The sequence below is a fragment of the Amycolatopsis sp. N2S4-7 genome (assembly GCF_058119595.1).
This window is the reverse complement of the sequence record NZ_CP172299.1, coordinates 9,629,973-9,644,609: the sequence shown is the minus strand read 5'-3', so window position 1 is coordinate 9,644,609 and position 14,637 is coordinate 9,629,973. Positions and strand designations below refer to the sequence as shown.

The following is a 14,637-nucleotide window of genomic DNA, read 5'->3' as shown; positions in this document are numbered from 1 at the left end:
GGTCACCGACATTCGCAGGCGACGGCGGCCCGGGCAAGGGTCACAGGTGCCGCGCCCACCAGTCGAGGACCGCTTCGAAGCGCTGGACGCGGTGCCGCGGCCGGCCGGAGCGGGACAGCTCGTGGCCTTCGCCGGGGAACAGCAGGAACTCCGCGTCCGCCCCCGCGCGGCGCAGGGCCACGAACATCCGCTGCGCCTGCTCCAGCGGGCAGCGCCAGTCCTGCTCCGAATGCACCACCGCGAACGGGATCCGGATCTGCGCCGCGTAGGTGAGCGGGCTGCGGTCGCGCTGCACCTCGGGGTCGCTGCCGATGTAGTGGTCGACGAACGTGTAGCCGATGTCGGAGCTGCCGAGCATCGAGTCCCACGCGTTGACCGCGCGCTCGCTCCACGCCGCCCGGAAGCGCTCGCCGTGGTGGGCCGCCAGCCAGCTCGTCATGAACCCGCCGTAGGAACCGCCCATGATGCCGACGCGCGAGGCGTCCAGGTCGGGGCGTTCCAGCGCGGCGTCGAGCAGGGCGAGGACGTCGTCGACGTCGACCGTGCCGTAGCCGTGCGTGATCGCGCGGCCGTGTGCCCGCCCGTAGCCCGCGGAACCGCGCGGGTTGCCGAGCACGACCGCGTACCCGGCGGACGCGTACACCTGCGCCTCGTCGAACAGGGCCCAGTCCTGCTGGGTGAACGGGCCGCCGTGCACCACGCGCAGCACCGGGTGCGGCCCGTCGCCTTCGGGCAGCACCAGCCAGCCGTGCACCGGGTAGCCGTCCGGCGCGGTGGCCTCCAGCTCGATCATCGGCCGGATGCCCTTGTCCCGCACCGGCTTCGCGTAGTCGGTCAGCACCCGCGGGTCGCCGTCGCCGAGCAGCACGACCTCACCCGAGGTCGACGGCGTCGCGAGCACCGCCGCGATCACCGCGCCGTCGAGGGTGAACGACCGGAGCGTGGTGCGGTCCGCGTAGACCACCGGCAGGTCGGCCAGCGGGGCGTCCGTGGCGTCGGCCGGGACCGCGCGCAGCTCGACCGCGCCGCGGTTGCGGACGGCCACGAGCACGTCGCCGCCGCGGGGCGCCGGCGGGCCGGCCGAGGTCTCGCAGTCCACCGTTTCGACGTCGGTGAGCCGGCGGGCCTTCACCGGGCCGGCGCCGAACTCGGGCACCGCCGCGTAGACCCCGGTCGGCACGGCTTCGTGGTGACCGTCCTCGAAGGACTGTCCGAAGTAGAACAACGTGCCGTCGGGGCCGAACACCGGCCGCTCCGAGTAACCCTCGCCGCGCACGACGACCTCGGGTTCGCCGCCTTCGGCGGGGATCGCGCAGATGTCGCGGTAGTCGCTCTCGGCCGCACCCCAGTCCGGCGGCGCGGTGAAGACGACGCGGGCGCCGTCCGGCGTCCACACCGGGTGGGTCGCGTCGAACCCGTCCCCGGTCAGCGGCTCGGGCTCCGCGGGTTCGTCCTCCGCGAGCGCGTCGACGACGAACAGCCGCTGCACGCGGTCGCGCACGAAGCCGACGTCGTCGAGCCGGTAGTCCAGGCGGGTGATCCGGCGCGGGGCCTCGGCGGCCGGTTCCGGGGTCTCGCCGCCGTCGTCCTCGGTGCCGTAGCGGCCGGCCTGGGGCACGCGGGCGGTGAAGGCGATCCGCCGCGAGTCCGGCGCCCACGCCGGCTCCCCGGCGCCGAGGTGCAGGGCCGTGATCCGCCGCGCCTCACCGCCGCCGGCGGGCATGACGTGCAGCTGCGCGCTGCCGTCCGCGCCCTGGCCCTCCCCCGCGCGGAGGAACGCCACCCAGCGCCCGTCCGGGGAGATCGACGGCGCCGAGTCGCGTGGACCGTGCGTCCACGCGGCCTCGCCGCCGTCGAGCGACACGCGCCGCAACGCGCTGTGCGCGGCGTTCGTCTTCAGATCGGGCTTCTTCAGCGCGGTCAGCAGCAGGTTCCCGCGCAGCGCGGGACGGCCGGGGACGACGAGGTCTTCGATGTCGGCAGGACGCACGCCCTCGACCGTACCCGAAATCCTTAGCTGTGCGAACGACTTTCGGCGGGACTCACGCGGCGACCTGCTTCCGCTCGTCGCGCCGGGCCTTCGCCAGGCTGGTCACCGTCGTCACGGCGAGCACGACGACGATCACCCCGAGGGAGATCCAGTTGTTGATGTCCAGCCAGTCCGGCACGACGTGGTACTCGTGCAGCGCGTGCAGGAACAGCTTCGCGCCGATGAAGGCGAGGATCACGGCCAAGCCGTAGGTCAGGTAGACCAGCTTCGTCACCAGCCCGCCGAGCAGGAAGTAGAGCTGCCGCAGGCCCATCAGCGCGAACGCGTTGGCGGTGAAGACGAGGAACGCCTCCTGCGTGATGCCGAAGATCGCCGGGATCGAGTCGACCGCGAACAGCAGGTCCGCCGAGCCGATCGCCACGATCACCAGCAGCATGGGGGTGATCATCCGCTTGCCGTCGATCTTCACCGTGTACTTGTGGCCGTGGTAGTCGTCGGTCACCGGGGCGAACCTGCGGACCTGCCGGGTGACGGCGTTCTCGTGGTACTCCTCGTCCTCGCCCTTGTTGCGCAGCATGCTGACCGCGGTCCAGACGAGGATCGCGCCGAACAGGAAGAACACCCAGACGAACTGCGCGATCAGCGCGGCCCCGATGGCGATGAAGACGCTGCGCATGGCGAGCGCGAGCAGGATGCCGACCAGCAGCACGCGGTGCTGGTGGATCGCGGGCACCTTGAACGACCCCATGATGATCATGAAGATGAACAGGTTGTCGACGCTCAGCGAGTACTCGGTGATGTAGCCGGTGAAGAACTCGACGCCGGGGTCGTGCCCGGCGAAGATCCACACGCCGATCCCGAAGAGGATCGCGCACGAGACGTAGAAGATCACCCAGCGCGCGGCTTCCCCCGTGGTCACTTCGTGCGGCTTGCGATCGACGATGACCAGGTCCAGCGCGATCAGCGCGAGCAGGCCACCGATCGTGGCGATCCACAGCCACAGGGGGACAGTCATGAAACCCAAACCTCCGGATAGTGCGCAGCAGCAACTAACCGGAGGTCTCTTCCGCCGGTGAACGACCGGCCGACGGTGCCGGGGGACGCGAGGCCACCGTGCTGACGACACCGCCGCGAAGGAATACTCCCCTCACAGCGGCTCCAGTCTGCCGGTACCCCCGCCCGAACGCCAGCCGGGATTGCGCACGTCACCGGGTTGGTCCTGTAATTTCGGTCACTTCGGTCCATCAGGCGGTCGGAATCCGTGTGATCGACGTGAGCCCGTGAGGACACTCTCAGGAAACTTCACCTACGGTCACGTCGTGCCCCGACTCCCGCTCCCGCGCACCCGCGGAGCCCGCCTCACCGCGCTCGCCGCCGTCGTCGTGGTCCTGGCCGCCGGCGCGGTCTTCTGGATCACGCGGCCCGCGGCGCCCCCGCCGGTGCCCACGCAGGACGCGTTGCTCGACATGCCCGCCGCGCCCGGCTCGGCCGAGCAGGTCAAGATCGACACGACCACGTACCTCCCCACGACCGTGCCCGCGCCCGCGGTGCTGCTCGCGCACGGCTTCGGCGGGGACAAGAACAGCGTCGCCGACGACGCGCGCGAACTCGCCCGGAAGGGCTTCGTCGTGATGACGTGGTCCGCGCGCGGGTTCGGCAAGAGCACCGGCAAGATCGGGCTGAACGACCCGGACGGCGAGGTCGCCGACGCGAGCCGCCTGATCGACCGGCTCGTCGCGCAGCACCAGGTGACGCTCGACGCGAAGGGCGATCCGAAGATCGCCGTCACCGGCGCCTCCTACGGCGGGGCGCTCTCGCTGCTGCTGGCCGGCACGGACAAGCGCGTCGACGCGATCGCCCCGGTGATCACCTACAACGACCTCGCGCAGGGCCTGGTCCCGAACGCCGCCTCCCCCGCGGTCCCGGCGACGGGCACCCCGGCCGCCGGCGCGTTCGCCACCGACGGCGTGTTCAAGAAGAGCTGGGCCGGCATCTTCTTCTCGGCGGGCTCCGGTGCCGCCGCGAGCGGTTCGCCGTCGGCCGAAGCGCCCGAAGCCGGGCAGGAGACCGCCGACACGGGGTCGACCGGTGCCGCCGGGACCGCCGCCGGTGCGGCGGCCGCCGTCCCCGCCGTGCCACCGGGCGGCGGGCCGAGGAGCGGGCCGGCCGACCCGTGCGGCCGGTTCACCGCCGCGGTCTGCCGCGCCTACACCGAACTCGGCACCACCGGCCGGGCGAGCCAGGCGAGCGTCGACCTGCTGCGGCGGGTGTCCCCCGCCTCCGTGACGGACCAGATCACCGTGCCGACGCTGCTGGTGCAGGGCGAGAGCGACACCCTCTTCGGCCTCGACCAGTCCGACGCGACCGCCCGGCAGATCACCGCGGCGGGCGGCAAGGTCAAGACGATCTGGTACACCGGCGGCCACGACGGCGGCAAGCCGGGACCGCAGCTGCGCGCCAAGATCGCCGACTTCCTGCAGACGGCGGTCGACGGCGGCGACCCGGGCACCGGCTTCAGCTACGACGTCCAGGGCACCCTGCGCGCCAACGGAACGCCGTCGGTCCGCACGGTCAACGCGGACACCTACCCCGGCCTGACCGGCCCGGCCACGCAGCGCCGGCTGCTGCCGATGACCGGCCCGGCGCAGCCGGTGGTGCGCCCGGCCGGGGCGAACCCCTCGGCGGTGAGCGGGATCCCCGGGCTGAACGGGATCGCCGGCAGCACGTCCCGGCTGGGCGCGCTGTTCAGCAACGACCCGCCCGGCCAGGCCGCGCAGTTCACCACCGCCCCGGTGGACGGCCAGGTTGTCGTCAGCGGCGCGTCGACCGTGCGGCTGCAGGTCGCCGCGGACCCGGCGCACCCGCAATCCGACGCGGTGCTGTTCGCGAAGCTCTACGACGTCGGCCAGGACGGCTCCCGAGTGCTGCCGGCCAACGCGATCGCGCCGTTCCGGGTCAGCGGGCTGCCCGCCGACGGCACGCCCGTCGACGTCACCGTGACACTGCCCGGCATCGTCCGGCCGATCGAGGGCGGCCACTCGCTGCGGCTCGTCGTCGGCACCACCGACCAGGCGTTCGCCGCGCCGGCCGCGCCCGCGGTGTTCCGGATCGGGCTCGCCGGGGGCACGGCACTGGCCGTGCCGGTCGTGCCCGGCACCTCCGTCGGCTCCCCGGCCCCGGTCGGGCAGCTCGTCGGCATCGGCGTGACGCTGGCGATCGGCGTGGCCGCCGTCCTCTTCGCCGCGCTGCGCCGCCGCCGGGCCACCGACGTCGACCCGGAGCTCGCCACCACCCCGCTGGTCATCGAGGGGCTGCGCAAGGAGTACCCGGGCGGGTTCGTCGCCGTGAAGGACCTGTCCTTCCGCGTCGAGCCGGGCCAGGTGCTCGGCCTGCTCGGGCCGAACGGCGCGGGCAAGACGACGACGTTGCGGATGCTGATGGGCCTGATCACGCCGACGCAGGGCCACATCCGGGTCTTCGGGCACAAGATCACCGCGGGCGCTCCGGTGCTCTCGCGCATCGGGTCGTTCGTGGAGGGTTCCGGCTTCCTGCCGCACCTGTCCGGCCGGGCGAACCTCGAGCTGTACTGGGCTTCGACCGGGCGTCCGGCCGAGAAGGCGCACTTCGCCGAGGCGCTGGAGATCGCCGGGCTCGGCACGGCGGTCGAGCGCCGGGTGCGGACCTACAGCCAGGGCATGCGGCAGCGGCTGGCGATCGCGCAGGCGATGCTCGGCCTGCCGGAGCTGATGGTGCTCGACGAACCGACCAACGGGCTCGACCCGCCCCAGATCCACCAGATGCGCGAGGTGCTGAAGCGGTACGCCGCGACCGGCCGCACCGTGGTGGTGTCCAGCCACCTGCTGGCCGAGGTCGAGCAGACCTGCACGCACGTCGTGGTCATGCACCGCGGTTCCCTGGTCGCCTCGGGCGAGGTCGGCGAGCTGGCCGCGGCCGGCGGCGAGGCGACGTTCCGGGTCGACGACCCGGCCGCGGCCGCGGCGGCGCTGAAGGCGGTCGGCGGGGTCACCTCGGTCGACGTCGACGGCGACCTCGTGCACGCGGACCTCGACGGGCTGCCGCGCGCCGAGGCGGTCGCGGCGCTGGTCCGCGCCGGCGTCGCGGTGGAGCAGGCCGGGCCCCGGCGCCGGCTGGAAGACGCGTTCCTGCAACTGGTCGGAGAAGACTCGTGAGCACTCCGGATTCGGGCGTCCACACCGACCCGCACGCGCTGGACGAGCTGAGCGACCTCGCGTCGCAGGAGCACGCCGGCGTCGGAGCGGACGGCGCCGTCGAGGGCTACAGCGCCCGGCGGACGCTGCGGCTCGGCGTCGAGCTGCGGCGCCAGCTCAAGCGGCGGCGCACGCAGTTCCTGCTCGGCTTCGTCGCGCTCCTGCCGTTCATCCTGGTGCTCGCGTTCGAGGCCGGGCAGTCGAACCCGAACCGGCGCAGCGGCGGGTTCGTCGACCTGGCCACGGCGTCCGCGCCGAACTTCGTCGTGCTGGCGCTGTTCGTGTCCGGGACGTTCCTGCTGCCGATGATCGTCGCCCTGTTCTACGGCGACACCATCGCGAGCGAGGCGTCGTGGTCGAGCCTGAAGTACCTGCTGGCCGTCCCGGTGCCGCGGCAGCGGGTGCTGCGGCAGAAGGCGATCGTGTCCGGGCTGCTGTCGGCGGCGGCGCTGGTGCTGCTGCCGCTGGTCTCGCTCGGGGTCGGGGTGCTCTGGTACGGCGCGGGCGACGCGATCAGCCCGACCGGCGACGCGGTGTCCTTCTCCGACAGCCTGCTCGCCATCGCCCTGTCCACTGTGTACATCATCCTGCAGCTGGCCTGGGTGGCCGGGCTCGCGCTCGCGCTGAGCGTGTCGACCGACGCCCCGCTCGGCGCGGTCGGCGGCGCGGTGCTGGTGGCGATCCTGTCGCAGATCCTCGACCAGATCACGGCGCTGGAAGGCCTGCGCAACTACCTGCCGACGCACTACGCGTTCGCCTGGATGGACCTGATCTCCACCGACGTCGACTGGACGAACCTGGCCGGCGGCATGCTCTCGTCGGTGATCTACGGGACGGTGTTCTTCCTCTACGCCGGGCGGCGGTTCGCTCAAAAAGACATCACCAGCTGAGCCGGGCGACCGGCGTACGCTCCGGAAATGACCACCGTGGTGGAATGGCACCAGCCGCCCGCGCCGCTGGTGAAGACGCTCAACGTGGTGCTGCGGGCGCTGCTGCCGAGCCCGCTCGGCCGCGGGGTCCGGGAGTTCATGCTCCTGGCCTTCCGCGGCCGGCGGACCGGGCAGCCCTACCGCGTGCCGGTGACCGCGCACCGCGACGCCGACGGCCTGTTCGTGCTGACGCCGGCGGGCTGGAAGGTCAACTTCCGGGGCGGCGCGGACGTCGACGTGACGTTCGCCGGCCGGACGACGCCGATGCGCGGCGTGCTCGTCGAGGACGAAGCCGTCGTCGCCCGGACGTACCTGACCCGGATGACCGAGCTCGGGATGCGCGGCGCCGCCCGGCAGATCGGCTTGAAGTTCCCCCTCGGCCGGCTGCCGACCCTGCCGGAGGTCACCGAGCTCGCCCGGCGCGAGCGCTTCGGCGTCGTCCGGTTGAGCGGTAAAACCTGAGCGGCCCGCCCGGGCGGGGTACGGTCGGGCGCGTGCCGATCAAGCTGGACGACCACGACGACGTCGCCGTACTCCGGATCGACCACGGCAAGGGCAACACGCTCGACGTGGATTCGTGCCGCGAGCTGGTGCTCCGGCTGGAGGAGGCCGAGCAGGCCCGCGCCGTGGTGCTCACCGGCACCGGCGGCATCTTCTGCGCGGGCGTCGACCTCAAGCGGATCCACGAGGGCGGCGCGGCCTACGTGTCGGAGTTCCTGCCGCTGCTGTCCGACGCGCTGCTGGCCGTGTTCGGCTGCCCGCGTCCGGTCGTCGCGGCGCTGAACGGGCACGCCATCGCCGGCGGCGCGGTGCTCGCGGCGGCCTGCGACCACCGCGTGCTCACCACCGGGCCGGGCCGGCTCGGGGTGACCGAGCTGCTGGTCGGGCTGCCGTTCCCGCTGGCCGCGCTGGAGATCCTCCGCTTCGCGTACGGGACGACGCCGCTGCCCGCGCTCACCTACACGGGCACGACGGTGGGGGGCGAGGACGCTCTGGCCCGCGGGCTGGCCGACGAGCTGGCACCGCCGGAGGAGGTCCACGAGCGCGCGCTGGCCGTCGCGACCCGGCTCGGCGCCCTGCCCGCCGAGCCGTTCGCCCACACCAAGGCCCAGATCCGCCAGCCGTTCCACGAGCGGATCGCCGAGTACCGCCACTCCGACGACCCGAGGGTGGAGCAGCTGTGGCGGTCGCCCGAAGCGCTCGCCGCCGTCAAGTCCTACGTGGACGAGGTGCTCGGCGGCCGCGGCTAGCCCGCGTGCACACCGGTCTCGGCCAGTGCCTTGATGCCTTCGACCGTCTTGCGCATGTTGTCCTGCAGCTCGCCCAGGCGCATCGCGACGATCTCGTGCTCGTGCTCGGGCATCGAGCCGATGATCTCCGTCAGGTTGGACGGGCCGGGGCCGATCTGGGCCCACTGGCGCAGGAGCGTGCCGTCGCCGTCCGGGACGAGCTCGAACTTCCACGACGCGGCCGGGTTGGTCACGTCCATGACGACCCAGGCGAACAGCCGTCCGGGTTCGTAGCCGGTGACGGTCGAGACCGTCTCCCACTCCCCCGCGACGGGGTGGGAGTTGCGGCCGCGGAACTGGGCGCCGAGGCCGGGCTCGGCGCCCTCGACCCAGCCGCCGCCCTGGAACTCGGTGGAGAACCGGGCGGGCAGGTCGACGTCCAGCAGCCAGGTCCAGACATCGGCCGGCCGCGCGTCGATGCGGACCTCGACCTGAGTCGTGGGACAGTCGGAAACCTTCATGGCGGACCCCTCGCTCTATGACGGTGTCTACGGATTCGGACCGTAACGTGGCGCTGATCACCCGGACAACTCGCACGATGCGCGCGATCGAGCACGGCGGAGGACGCCGTCCCCGGCCCCGGGCACCCGCCGAAAGTCGGGTTCCGGCCGATTCTGTGCCCGGTCAGCCGATTGCCGACCCCGGCCGGTTCTGTGAAGGTCCCACCGAAGGTTCCGAAGCCGGGGAGGGTGCTCGATGCGCAGACTGTTCACCGCTTGTGCGGTCCTGCTCGCGATGGCGGGCCTGGCGCCCGCGGCCGCGGCCGCGCCGGACATCAAGGCCGCCCTGCAGCGGATCCCCGGGCTGACGATCGTGTCGGAGGACCCGGCGCCGGCCGGCTACCGGTTCTTCAAGCTGACCTACACGCAGCCCGCCGACCACCGGCACCCCGGCGCGGGCACGTTCGAGCAGCGGTTCACCTTGCTGCACCGCGACTTCGCCGCCCCGACGGTCGCCTTCACCAGCGGCTACAACGTCAGCGAGTCGCCGAACCGGTCGGAGCCGACCCAGATCGTCGACGGCAACCAGCTGTCGATGGAGTACCGCTACTTCGCGCCTTCGCGGCCACAGCCCGAGAACTGGGCGAAGCAGCTGACGATCTGGCAGGCCGCCGCGGACGAGCACCGCGCGGTGCAGGCGTTCAAGGCGCTCTACCCGGGCAAGTGGCTCGCCACGGGCGCCAGCAAGGGCGGCATGACCGCGACGTACTTCCGGCGCTTCTTCCCGAACGACGTCGACGCGACGATCCCGTACGTCGCGCCCAACGACGTCATCGACTCCGTCGACGTCTACAACCGGTTCCTTTCCCGCGTCGGCAACGATCCGGCGTGCCGCGATGCGCTGAAGGCAATCCAGCGTGACGCGCTGAAGCGGCGTGACGAGCTGGGCGCGATCGCCGCGGCGGACGCGGCGAAGCGCGGCCTGACGTTTTCGATCGTCGGCTCGGTCGACGAGTCCCTCGAGATCTCGGTGATCGACTCGTACTTCGCCTTCTGGCAGTACCAGACGCAGGCGGACTGCGCGACGGTGCCGAAGGCCGGCGCGCCCGCCGCCGACGTCTACGCGTGGTACGAGAAGGTGGAGAGCCTCAACACCTACTCCGACCAGGACCTCGCGCCCTACATCCCGTACTACTACCAGGCGACGGTCCAGCTCGGCTCGCCCCAGGTGTACGACAGCTACCTCCGCGACCTGCTCCGCTACCCCGGCGCCGATCAGCCGCGGACGTTCGTGCCGAAGTCGATCAGCATGCCGCGCTTCGACCACCTGGCGATGCCCGACATCGACTTCTGGGTGAAGTCCCACGGCAACCGGCTGCTGTTCGTGTACGGCGCGAACGACCCGTGGGGCGCCGAGCCGTTCGAACTCGGCTTCGGCAGCCGGGATTCGTACCGGTACTTCGTCCAGGGCGGCAACCACGGCTCGAAGATCGCGCAACTGGCCCCGGCCGAGGCCGCCGCGGCGACCGCGACGGTCCGGCGCTGGGCGGGCCTGCCCCCGGTCGCCGCTTTGACCGCGCGCAGCGCCCCGGCCGGGTTCCCGGACTTCGACACCGATCTCACGGTGGCGGCCCGTCCCCCGCTGTGACCTCCCGGAACCGGGCCGGCAGGCGTAGTCTCGCCACACCTGTCGGCCCGGCCCGAGGAGGCGAGCATGCCTCGTCCCGTCCACTTCGAGATCCACGCGGGTGACCCCGAGCGCGCGGTGGCGTTCTACACCACGGTGTTCGGCTGGAAGTTCGAACGCTGGGGTGAAGCGCCCTACTGGGTGATCACGACCGGCGACGGCGACGGCATCGACGGCGGGCTCCTCCCCCGCCAGGGCCCCGCCCCCGAGGCGTCCGCCCCGGTCCACGGCTTCGTCAACACGATCGACGTCACCGACCTCGACCACGCCCTCGGCGAGGTCAACCGCGCCGGCGGGACACTGGCGTACCCGAAGAACCCGGTGCCGGGCGTCGGGTGGCTCGCCTACTGCACCGACACCGAAGGCAACATCTTCGGCCTGCTGCAGCCGGACGAGAACGCGCCCGCCCCCGAGTGAGTCAGGGCCGCTTCGCCTTCGGCAGCCTCGCGACGACCGACTCGTAGGAAGCGTCGATCAGCTCTTCGAGCTCGGCATCCGGCACGCCAAGGCCGAGCTCGACGCGGTTCCAGCCGTAGCGGCCGAGGTAGGCCATCACCGAGACGGCACCGGGATACCGCTCGCGCGCCTCGGCCGCTTCTTCTTCGGTGGCCCCGCATTTGACGGCGACGCTGCCGGGCTTGTCCTGCCCGATGAAGGCGAAGCCCTTGCCACCGACCTTCGCGACCAGCACGTGGTCACCGAAGGGGTAGGTCTCCTGCGCACCCGGCTTGGCAAGGCAGTACGCGACGACGGCTTCGAGGTTCACGGCTTGATCGGGCCGGAGTCGTTCCCGCGGCACGGCAAGGGTTTCACCGCGACCGGGCCGGGGCTTGGGCTTGGGCCTGGGCCGCGACCGGGGCTGGGGGCCGTGGGCGCGACCAGGGCCGGGGCCGGGCCAGCAGCCGAGCCAGAGGCCGCGCCCGCGGCCGCAACCCGAGCCGGGGCCGCGCCAGCAGCCGAGCCAGAGGCCGCAACCCGAGCCGGGGCCGGGCCAGCAGCCGAGCCAGAGGCCGCGCCCGCGGCCGCAACCTGAGCCGGGGCCGTGACCACCGGGGCCGAGCCCGAGGCCGAGGCCGCGCCCGGGGCCGTAGGCGCAACCCGAGCCGGGGCCGGGGCCGGGGCACCGCGGAAACCGGCCGAGCCGTCGATGACCACACGCACTCCGATCCGAACCGATCCGGCACCCGCCGCCTACTTGATGCCCGCGGCGTCCATACCCCTCAGCTCCTTCTTCAGGTCCGAGATCTCGTCGCGCAGGCGGGCCGCCAGCTCGAACTGGAGGTCGCGCGCCGCCTGCATCATCTGGTCCGTCATCTGCTGGATGAGGTCCGCGAGCTGGGCCCGCGGCATGGCCGAGACGTTCTTGTCCACCAGCATCCCCGAACTGCGCACCCGGTCGCCCTGCTCGGGCTTCTTGCCGCGGGAGGAGTTGCGGCCCGAGCCGCCCACCGAGACCTGTTCCGTGTCCTCGGCCTCGCTGTACACGCGGTCGAGGATGTCGGCGATCTTCTTCCGCAGCGGCTGCGGATCGACGCCCCGCTCCTTGTTGTACGCGACCTGCTTCTCGCGGCGGCGGTCCGTCTCGTCGATCGCGTGCTGCATCGACTCGGTGATCTTGTCCGCGTACATGTGGACCTCGCCCGAGACGTTCCGCGCCGCGCGGCCGATCGTCTGGATCAGCGAAGTCCCGCTCCGGAGGAAGCCTTCCTTGTCCGCGTCGAGGATCGCCACCAGCGACACCTCGGGCAGGTCGAGCCCCTCCCGCAGCAGGTTGATGCCGACCAGCACGTCGAAGTCGCCCGCCCGCAGCTGCCGCAGCAGCTCCACCCGGCGCAGCGTGTCGACCTCCGAGTGCAGGTACCGCACCCGGATGCCCAGCTCCAGCAGGTAGTCCGTCAGGTCTTCGGACATCTTCTTCGTCAGCGTCGTGACCAGGACGCGCTCGTCCCGGTCCGCCCGCTCCCGGATCTCGTGCACCAGGTCGTCGATCTGGCCCTCGGTCGGCTTGACGACCACCTTCGGGTCGACCAGGCCGGTCGGGCGGATGACCTGCTCGACGAACTCGCCGCCCGCCTGGCCCATCTCGTACGGCCCCGGCGTCGCCGACAGGTACACCGTCTGCCCGATCCGGTCGGAGAACTCCTCCCAGGTCAGCGGCCGGTTGTCGACCGCGCTCGGCAGCCGGAAGCCGTACTCCACCAGGTTCCGCTTCCGCGACATGTCGCCTTCGTACATGCCGCCGATCTGCGGGACCGTCTGGTGCGACTCGTCGATCACCAGCAGGAAGTCGTCCGGGAAGTAGTCGATCAACGTCGCCGGCGCCGTGCCGGGGCCGCGGCCGTCGATGTGCCGCGAGTAGTTCTCGATGCCGGAGCAGAACCCGACCTGGCGCATCATCTCGATGTCGTAGGCCGTGCGCATCCGCAGCCGCTGGGCCTCCAGCAGCTTGCCCTGCTTCTCCAGCTCCGCGAGCCGATCCTCCAGCTCCTTCTCGATGCCCTGGATCGCCTTTTCCATCCGCTCCGGACCGGCGACGTAGTGGGTCGCCGGGAAGATCCGGACCTCGTCGACCTCCTTGACGATGTCCCCGGTCAGCGGGTGCAGGTAGTACAGCTTCTCGACCTCGTCGCCGAAGAACTCGACCCGGATCGCCAGCTCCTCGTACGCCGGGATGATCTCGACCGTGTCACCGCGCGCGCGGAACGTGCCGCGCGCGAAGGCGATGTCGTTGCGCGTGTACTGCACATCGACCAGCGCCCGCAGGAAGACGTCCCGGTCGAGCTGCATGCCGACCGCGAGCTTCGAGGACCGGTCCAGGTACGACTGCGGCGTGCCCAGGCCGTAGATGCACGACACGCTCGCGACCACGATGACGTCGCGCCGCGACAGCAGGTTCATCGTCGCGGAGTGCCGCAGCCGCTCCACGTCGTCGTTGATCGACGAGTCCTTCTCGATGTACGTGTCCGTCTGCGCGATGTACGCCTCGGGCTGGTAGTAGTCGTAGTAGCTGACGAAGTATTCGACCGCGTTGTGCGGGAACAGCTCACGCAGCTCGTTCGCCAGCTGCGCCGCCAGGGTCTTGTTCGGCGCCATCACCAGCGTCGGCCGCTGGACGCGCTCGATCAGCCACGCCGTCGTCGCCGACTTGCCGGTACCGGTGGCGCCCAGGAGCACGACGTCCTTCTCGCCCGCCCGGATCCGGCGTTCGAGCTCGTCGATGGCCGCCGGCTGGTCACCGGCGGGCTGGTAATCACTGACCACCTCGAACCGGCCGCCGGTCCGGGGGATCTCCGAGACCGGGCGGAAGTCGGACTGGGCGAGCACGGGGTGTTCGGTTGCGAAAGCCACGTCAACCAGAGTAAGCCGCCCCACCGACAGTTTTCACCGCGCGCGCTCCCCCGGCGCCGCCACCAGCGGGTGATTCAGGCCCTGACCTGCGGTTTCCCGACCGGTCCCGGTCAGCGCGGACGGTACACCGTGACCGACGTGACCTCGGCCTCCGACACCGTGCAGTGCAGGACCGCGCCGGGCTCCGGGCCGTCGGCGAAGCACGAGACCAGGACGCGGTCGGGCCCCACCGCCTGGACCTCGGTGCGCGGGAACTCGCCGAGCACTTCGGCCACCTCGGCCGCCGGCTCCGCGAGGTGCGCCAGGACCACCTCCCGCGCCGCGGGGGGCGGCGGGATCGGGAGGTCGTGGCCTTCGAAGAGGCGGTTCAGCTGGTCCGCCGCCGAAACCGCGCGCGGGAAGCCCGCGAACGCCGCCGTCTGGACCACCACTTCGCAGACCTCCGCCGGCGACAGCCCCGAAGCCAGGCCCGTCCGCAGGTGGACGCTCAACGGCGGGCCCACCATCCCCGCCGCGACGATCGCCGCGAGCGTCGCGGCTTCCCGCATCCGGTTGTCCAGCGCCGGGCGTTCGTGCAGGTGGCCGTAGACGGTGCCGACCGCCAGTTCGCCCAGCGCCGGGACGGTGGCGAACAACGCGTCGAGCCGCTTCGCGCCGCCTTCGACGAGCTCGGCGAAGTTCTCCCGGCCACGGGCGTGCAGCTGGTCCATCGGCTCGGTCACGGC

Annotated in this window: 12 protein-coding genes; 6 read left to right on the top strand and 6 right to left on the bottom strand. The window is 72.0% G+C overall.

All coding sequences use genetic code 11. The annotated features are described in order from the left end of the window. Positions 1–40: 40 nt before the first annotated feature. Together ACH54P_RS45540 and ACH54P_RS45535 are read right to left on the bottom strand one after the other, a co-directional pair. Positions 41–1,990: a S9 family peptidase gene (locus ACH54P_RS45540; RefSeq protein ID WP_489909515.1), complete on the bottom strand. Its 1,950-nt coding sequence runs from the start codon at positions 1,988–1,990 to the stop codon at positions 41–43. A gap of 52 nt (positions 1,991–2,042) precedes the next feature. After that, positions 2,043–3,005, bottom strand: a complete 963-nt coding sequence (locus ACH54P_RS45535; protein WP_489909514.1) for a TerC family protein — start codon at positions 3,003–3,005, stop codon at positions 2,043–2,045. A gap of 304 nt (positions 3,006–3,309) precedes the next feature. Between ACH54P_RS45535 and ACH54P_RS45530 the strand changes: the two genes are divergently transcribed. The 4 genes from ACH54P_RS45530 to ACH54P_RS45515 are packed head-to-tail and all read left to right on the top strand — an operon-like array spanning position 3,310 to position 8,398. Then, positions 3,310–6,180 carry an alpha/beta fold hydrolase gene (locus tag ACH54P_RS45530; RefSeq protein ID WP_489909513.1) on the top strand — a complete coding sequence of 957 codons (2,871 nt, stop codon included), beginning with the start codon at positions 3,310–3,312 and terminating at the stop codon, positions 6,178–6,180. Beyond that, the gene (locus ACH54P_RS45525; protein ID WP_489909512.1) at positions 6,177–7,109 is read left to right on the top strand and encodes an ABC transporter permease; all 933 of its coding nucleotides are present in this window, start codon (positions 6,177–6,179) and stop codon (positions 7,107–7,109) included. Before ACH54P_RS45530 ends, ACH54P_RS45525 begins: the two co-directional genes overlap by 4 nt. Before the next feature lie 27 nt (positions 7,110–7,136). Next, complete coding sequence (locus ACH54P_RS45520) at positions 7,137–7,610, top strand: PNPOx family protein (RefSeq protein ID WP_489909511.1); 474 nt, start codon at positions 7,137–7,139, stop codon at positions 7,608–7,610. A gap of 32 nt (positions 7,611–7,642) precedes the next feature. After that, positions 7,643–8,398, top strand: a complete 756-nt coding sequence (locus ACH54P_RS45515; RefSeq protein ID WP_489909510.1) for an enoyl-CoA hydratase/isomerase family protein — start codon at positions 7,643–7,645, stop codon at positions 8,396–8,398. On the opposite strand, the gene ACH54P_RS45510 is transcribed toward ACH54P_RS45515, so the two are convergent. Continuing rightward, positions 8,395–8,898 (bottom strand): SRPBCC family protein, encoded by a 504-nt coding sequence (locus ACH54P_RS45510; protein WP_489909509.1) that lies wholly within the window; start codon positions 8,896–8,898, stop codon positions 8,395–8,397. The two genes, ACH54P_RS45515 and ACH54P_RS45510, sit on opposite strands and share 4 nt — an antisense overlap. A gap of 235 nt (positions 8,899–9,133) precedes the next feature. Between ACH54P_RS45510 and ACH54P_RS45505 the strand changes: the two genes are divergently transcribed. Both ACH54P_RS45505 and ACH54P_RS45500 read left to right on the top strand, forming a co-directional pair. After that, positions 9,134–10,525 carry a S28 family serine protease gene (locus tag ACH54P_RS45505; RefSeq protein WP_489909508.1) on the top strand — a complete coding sequence of 464 codons (1,392 nt, stop codon included), beginning with the start codon at positions 9,134–9,136 and terminating at the stop codon, positions 10,523–10,525. 66 nt (positions 10,526–10,591) lie between these two features. Next, complete coding sequence (locus ACH54P_RS45500; RefSeq protein ID WP_489909507.1) at positions 10,592–10,981, top strand: VOC family protein; 390 nt, start codon at positions 10,592–10,594, stop codon at positions 10,979–10,981. A gap of 1 nt (position 10,982) precedes the next feature. Here the strand turns inward: ACH54P_RS45500 and ACH54P_RS45495 are convergent, their stop codons facing one another. The 3 genes from ACH54P_RS45495 to ACH54P_RS45485 form a co-directional block, all read right to left on the bottom strand. Further along, positions 10,983–11,330: an MmcQ/YjbR family DNA-binding protein gene (locus ACH54P_RS45495; RefSeq protein ID WP_489909506.1), complete on the bottom strand. Its 348-nt coding sequence runs from the start codon at positions 11,328–11,330 to the stop codon at positions 10,983–10,985. A 425-nt stretch (positions 11,331–11,755) separates the two neighbouring features. Next, a complete protein-coding gene (gene uvrB, locus ACH54P_RS45490) occupies positions 11,756–13,912 on the bottom strand; it encodes an excinuclease ABC subunit UvrB (protein WP_489909504.1) in 2,157 nt (718 codons plus the stop codon). Positions 13,913–14,022: 110 nt separating this feature from the next. Beyond that, positions 14,023–14,634, bottom strand: coding sequence for a carboxymuconolactone decarboxylase family protein (locus ACH54P_RS45485; RefSeq protein WP_489909503.1), 612 nt, complete (start codon positions 14,632–14,634; stop codon positions 14,023–14,025). Positions 14,635–14,637: the final 3 nt, after the last annotated feature.

Bases quoted from the DNA above. Each gene is read 5' to 3' on its own strand.
- ACH54P_RS45535 (WP_489909514.1), bottom strand. From the start codon at position 3,005: ATGACTGTCCCCCTGTGGCTGTGGATCGCCACGATCGGTGGCCTGCTC.
- ACH54P_RS45520 (WP_489909511.1), top strand. From the start codon at position 7,137: ATGACCACCGTGGTGGAATGGCACCAGCCGCCCGCGCCGCTGGTGAAG.
- ACH54P_RS45510 (WP_489909509.1), bottom strand. From the start codon at position 8,898: ATGAAGGTTTCCGACTGTCCCACGACTCAGGTCGAGGTCCGCATCGAC.
- ACH54P_RS45505 (WP_489909508.1), top strand. From the start codon at position 9,134: ATGCGCAGACTGTTCACCGCTTGTGCGGTCCTGCTCGCGATGGCGGGC.
- ACH54P_RS45500 (WP_489909507.1), top strand. From the start codon at position 10,592: ATGCCTCGTCCCGTCCACTTCGAGATCCACGCGGGTGACCCCGAGCGC.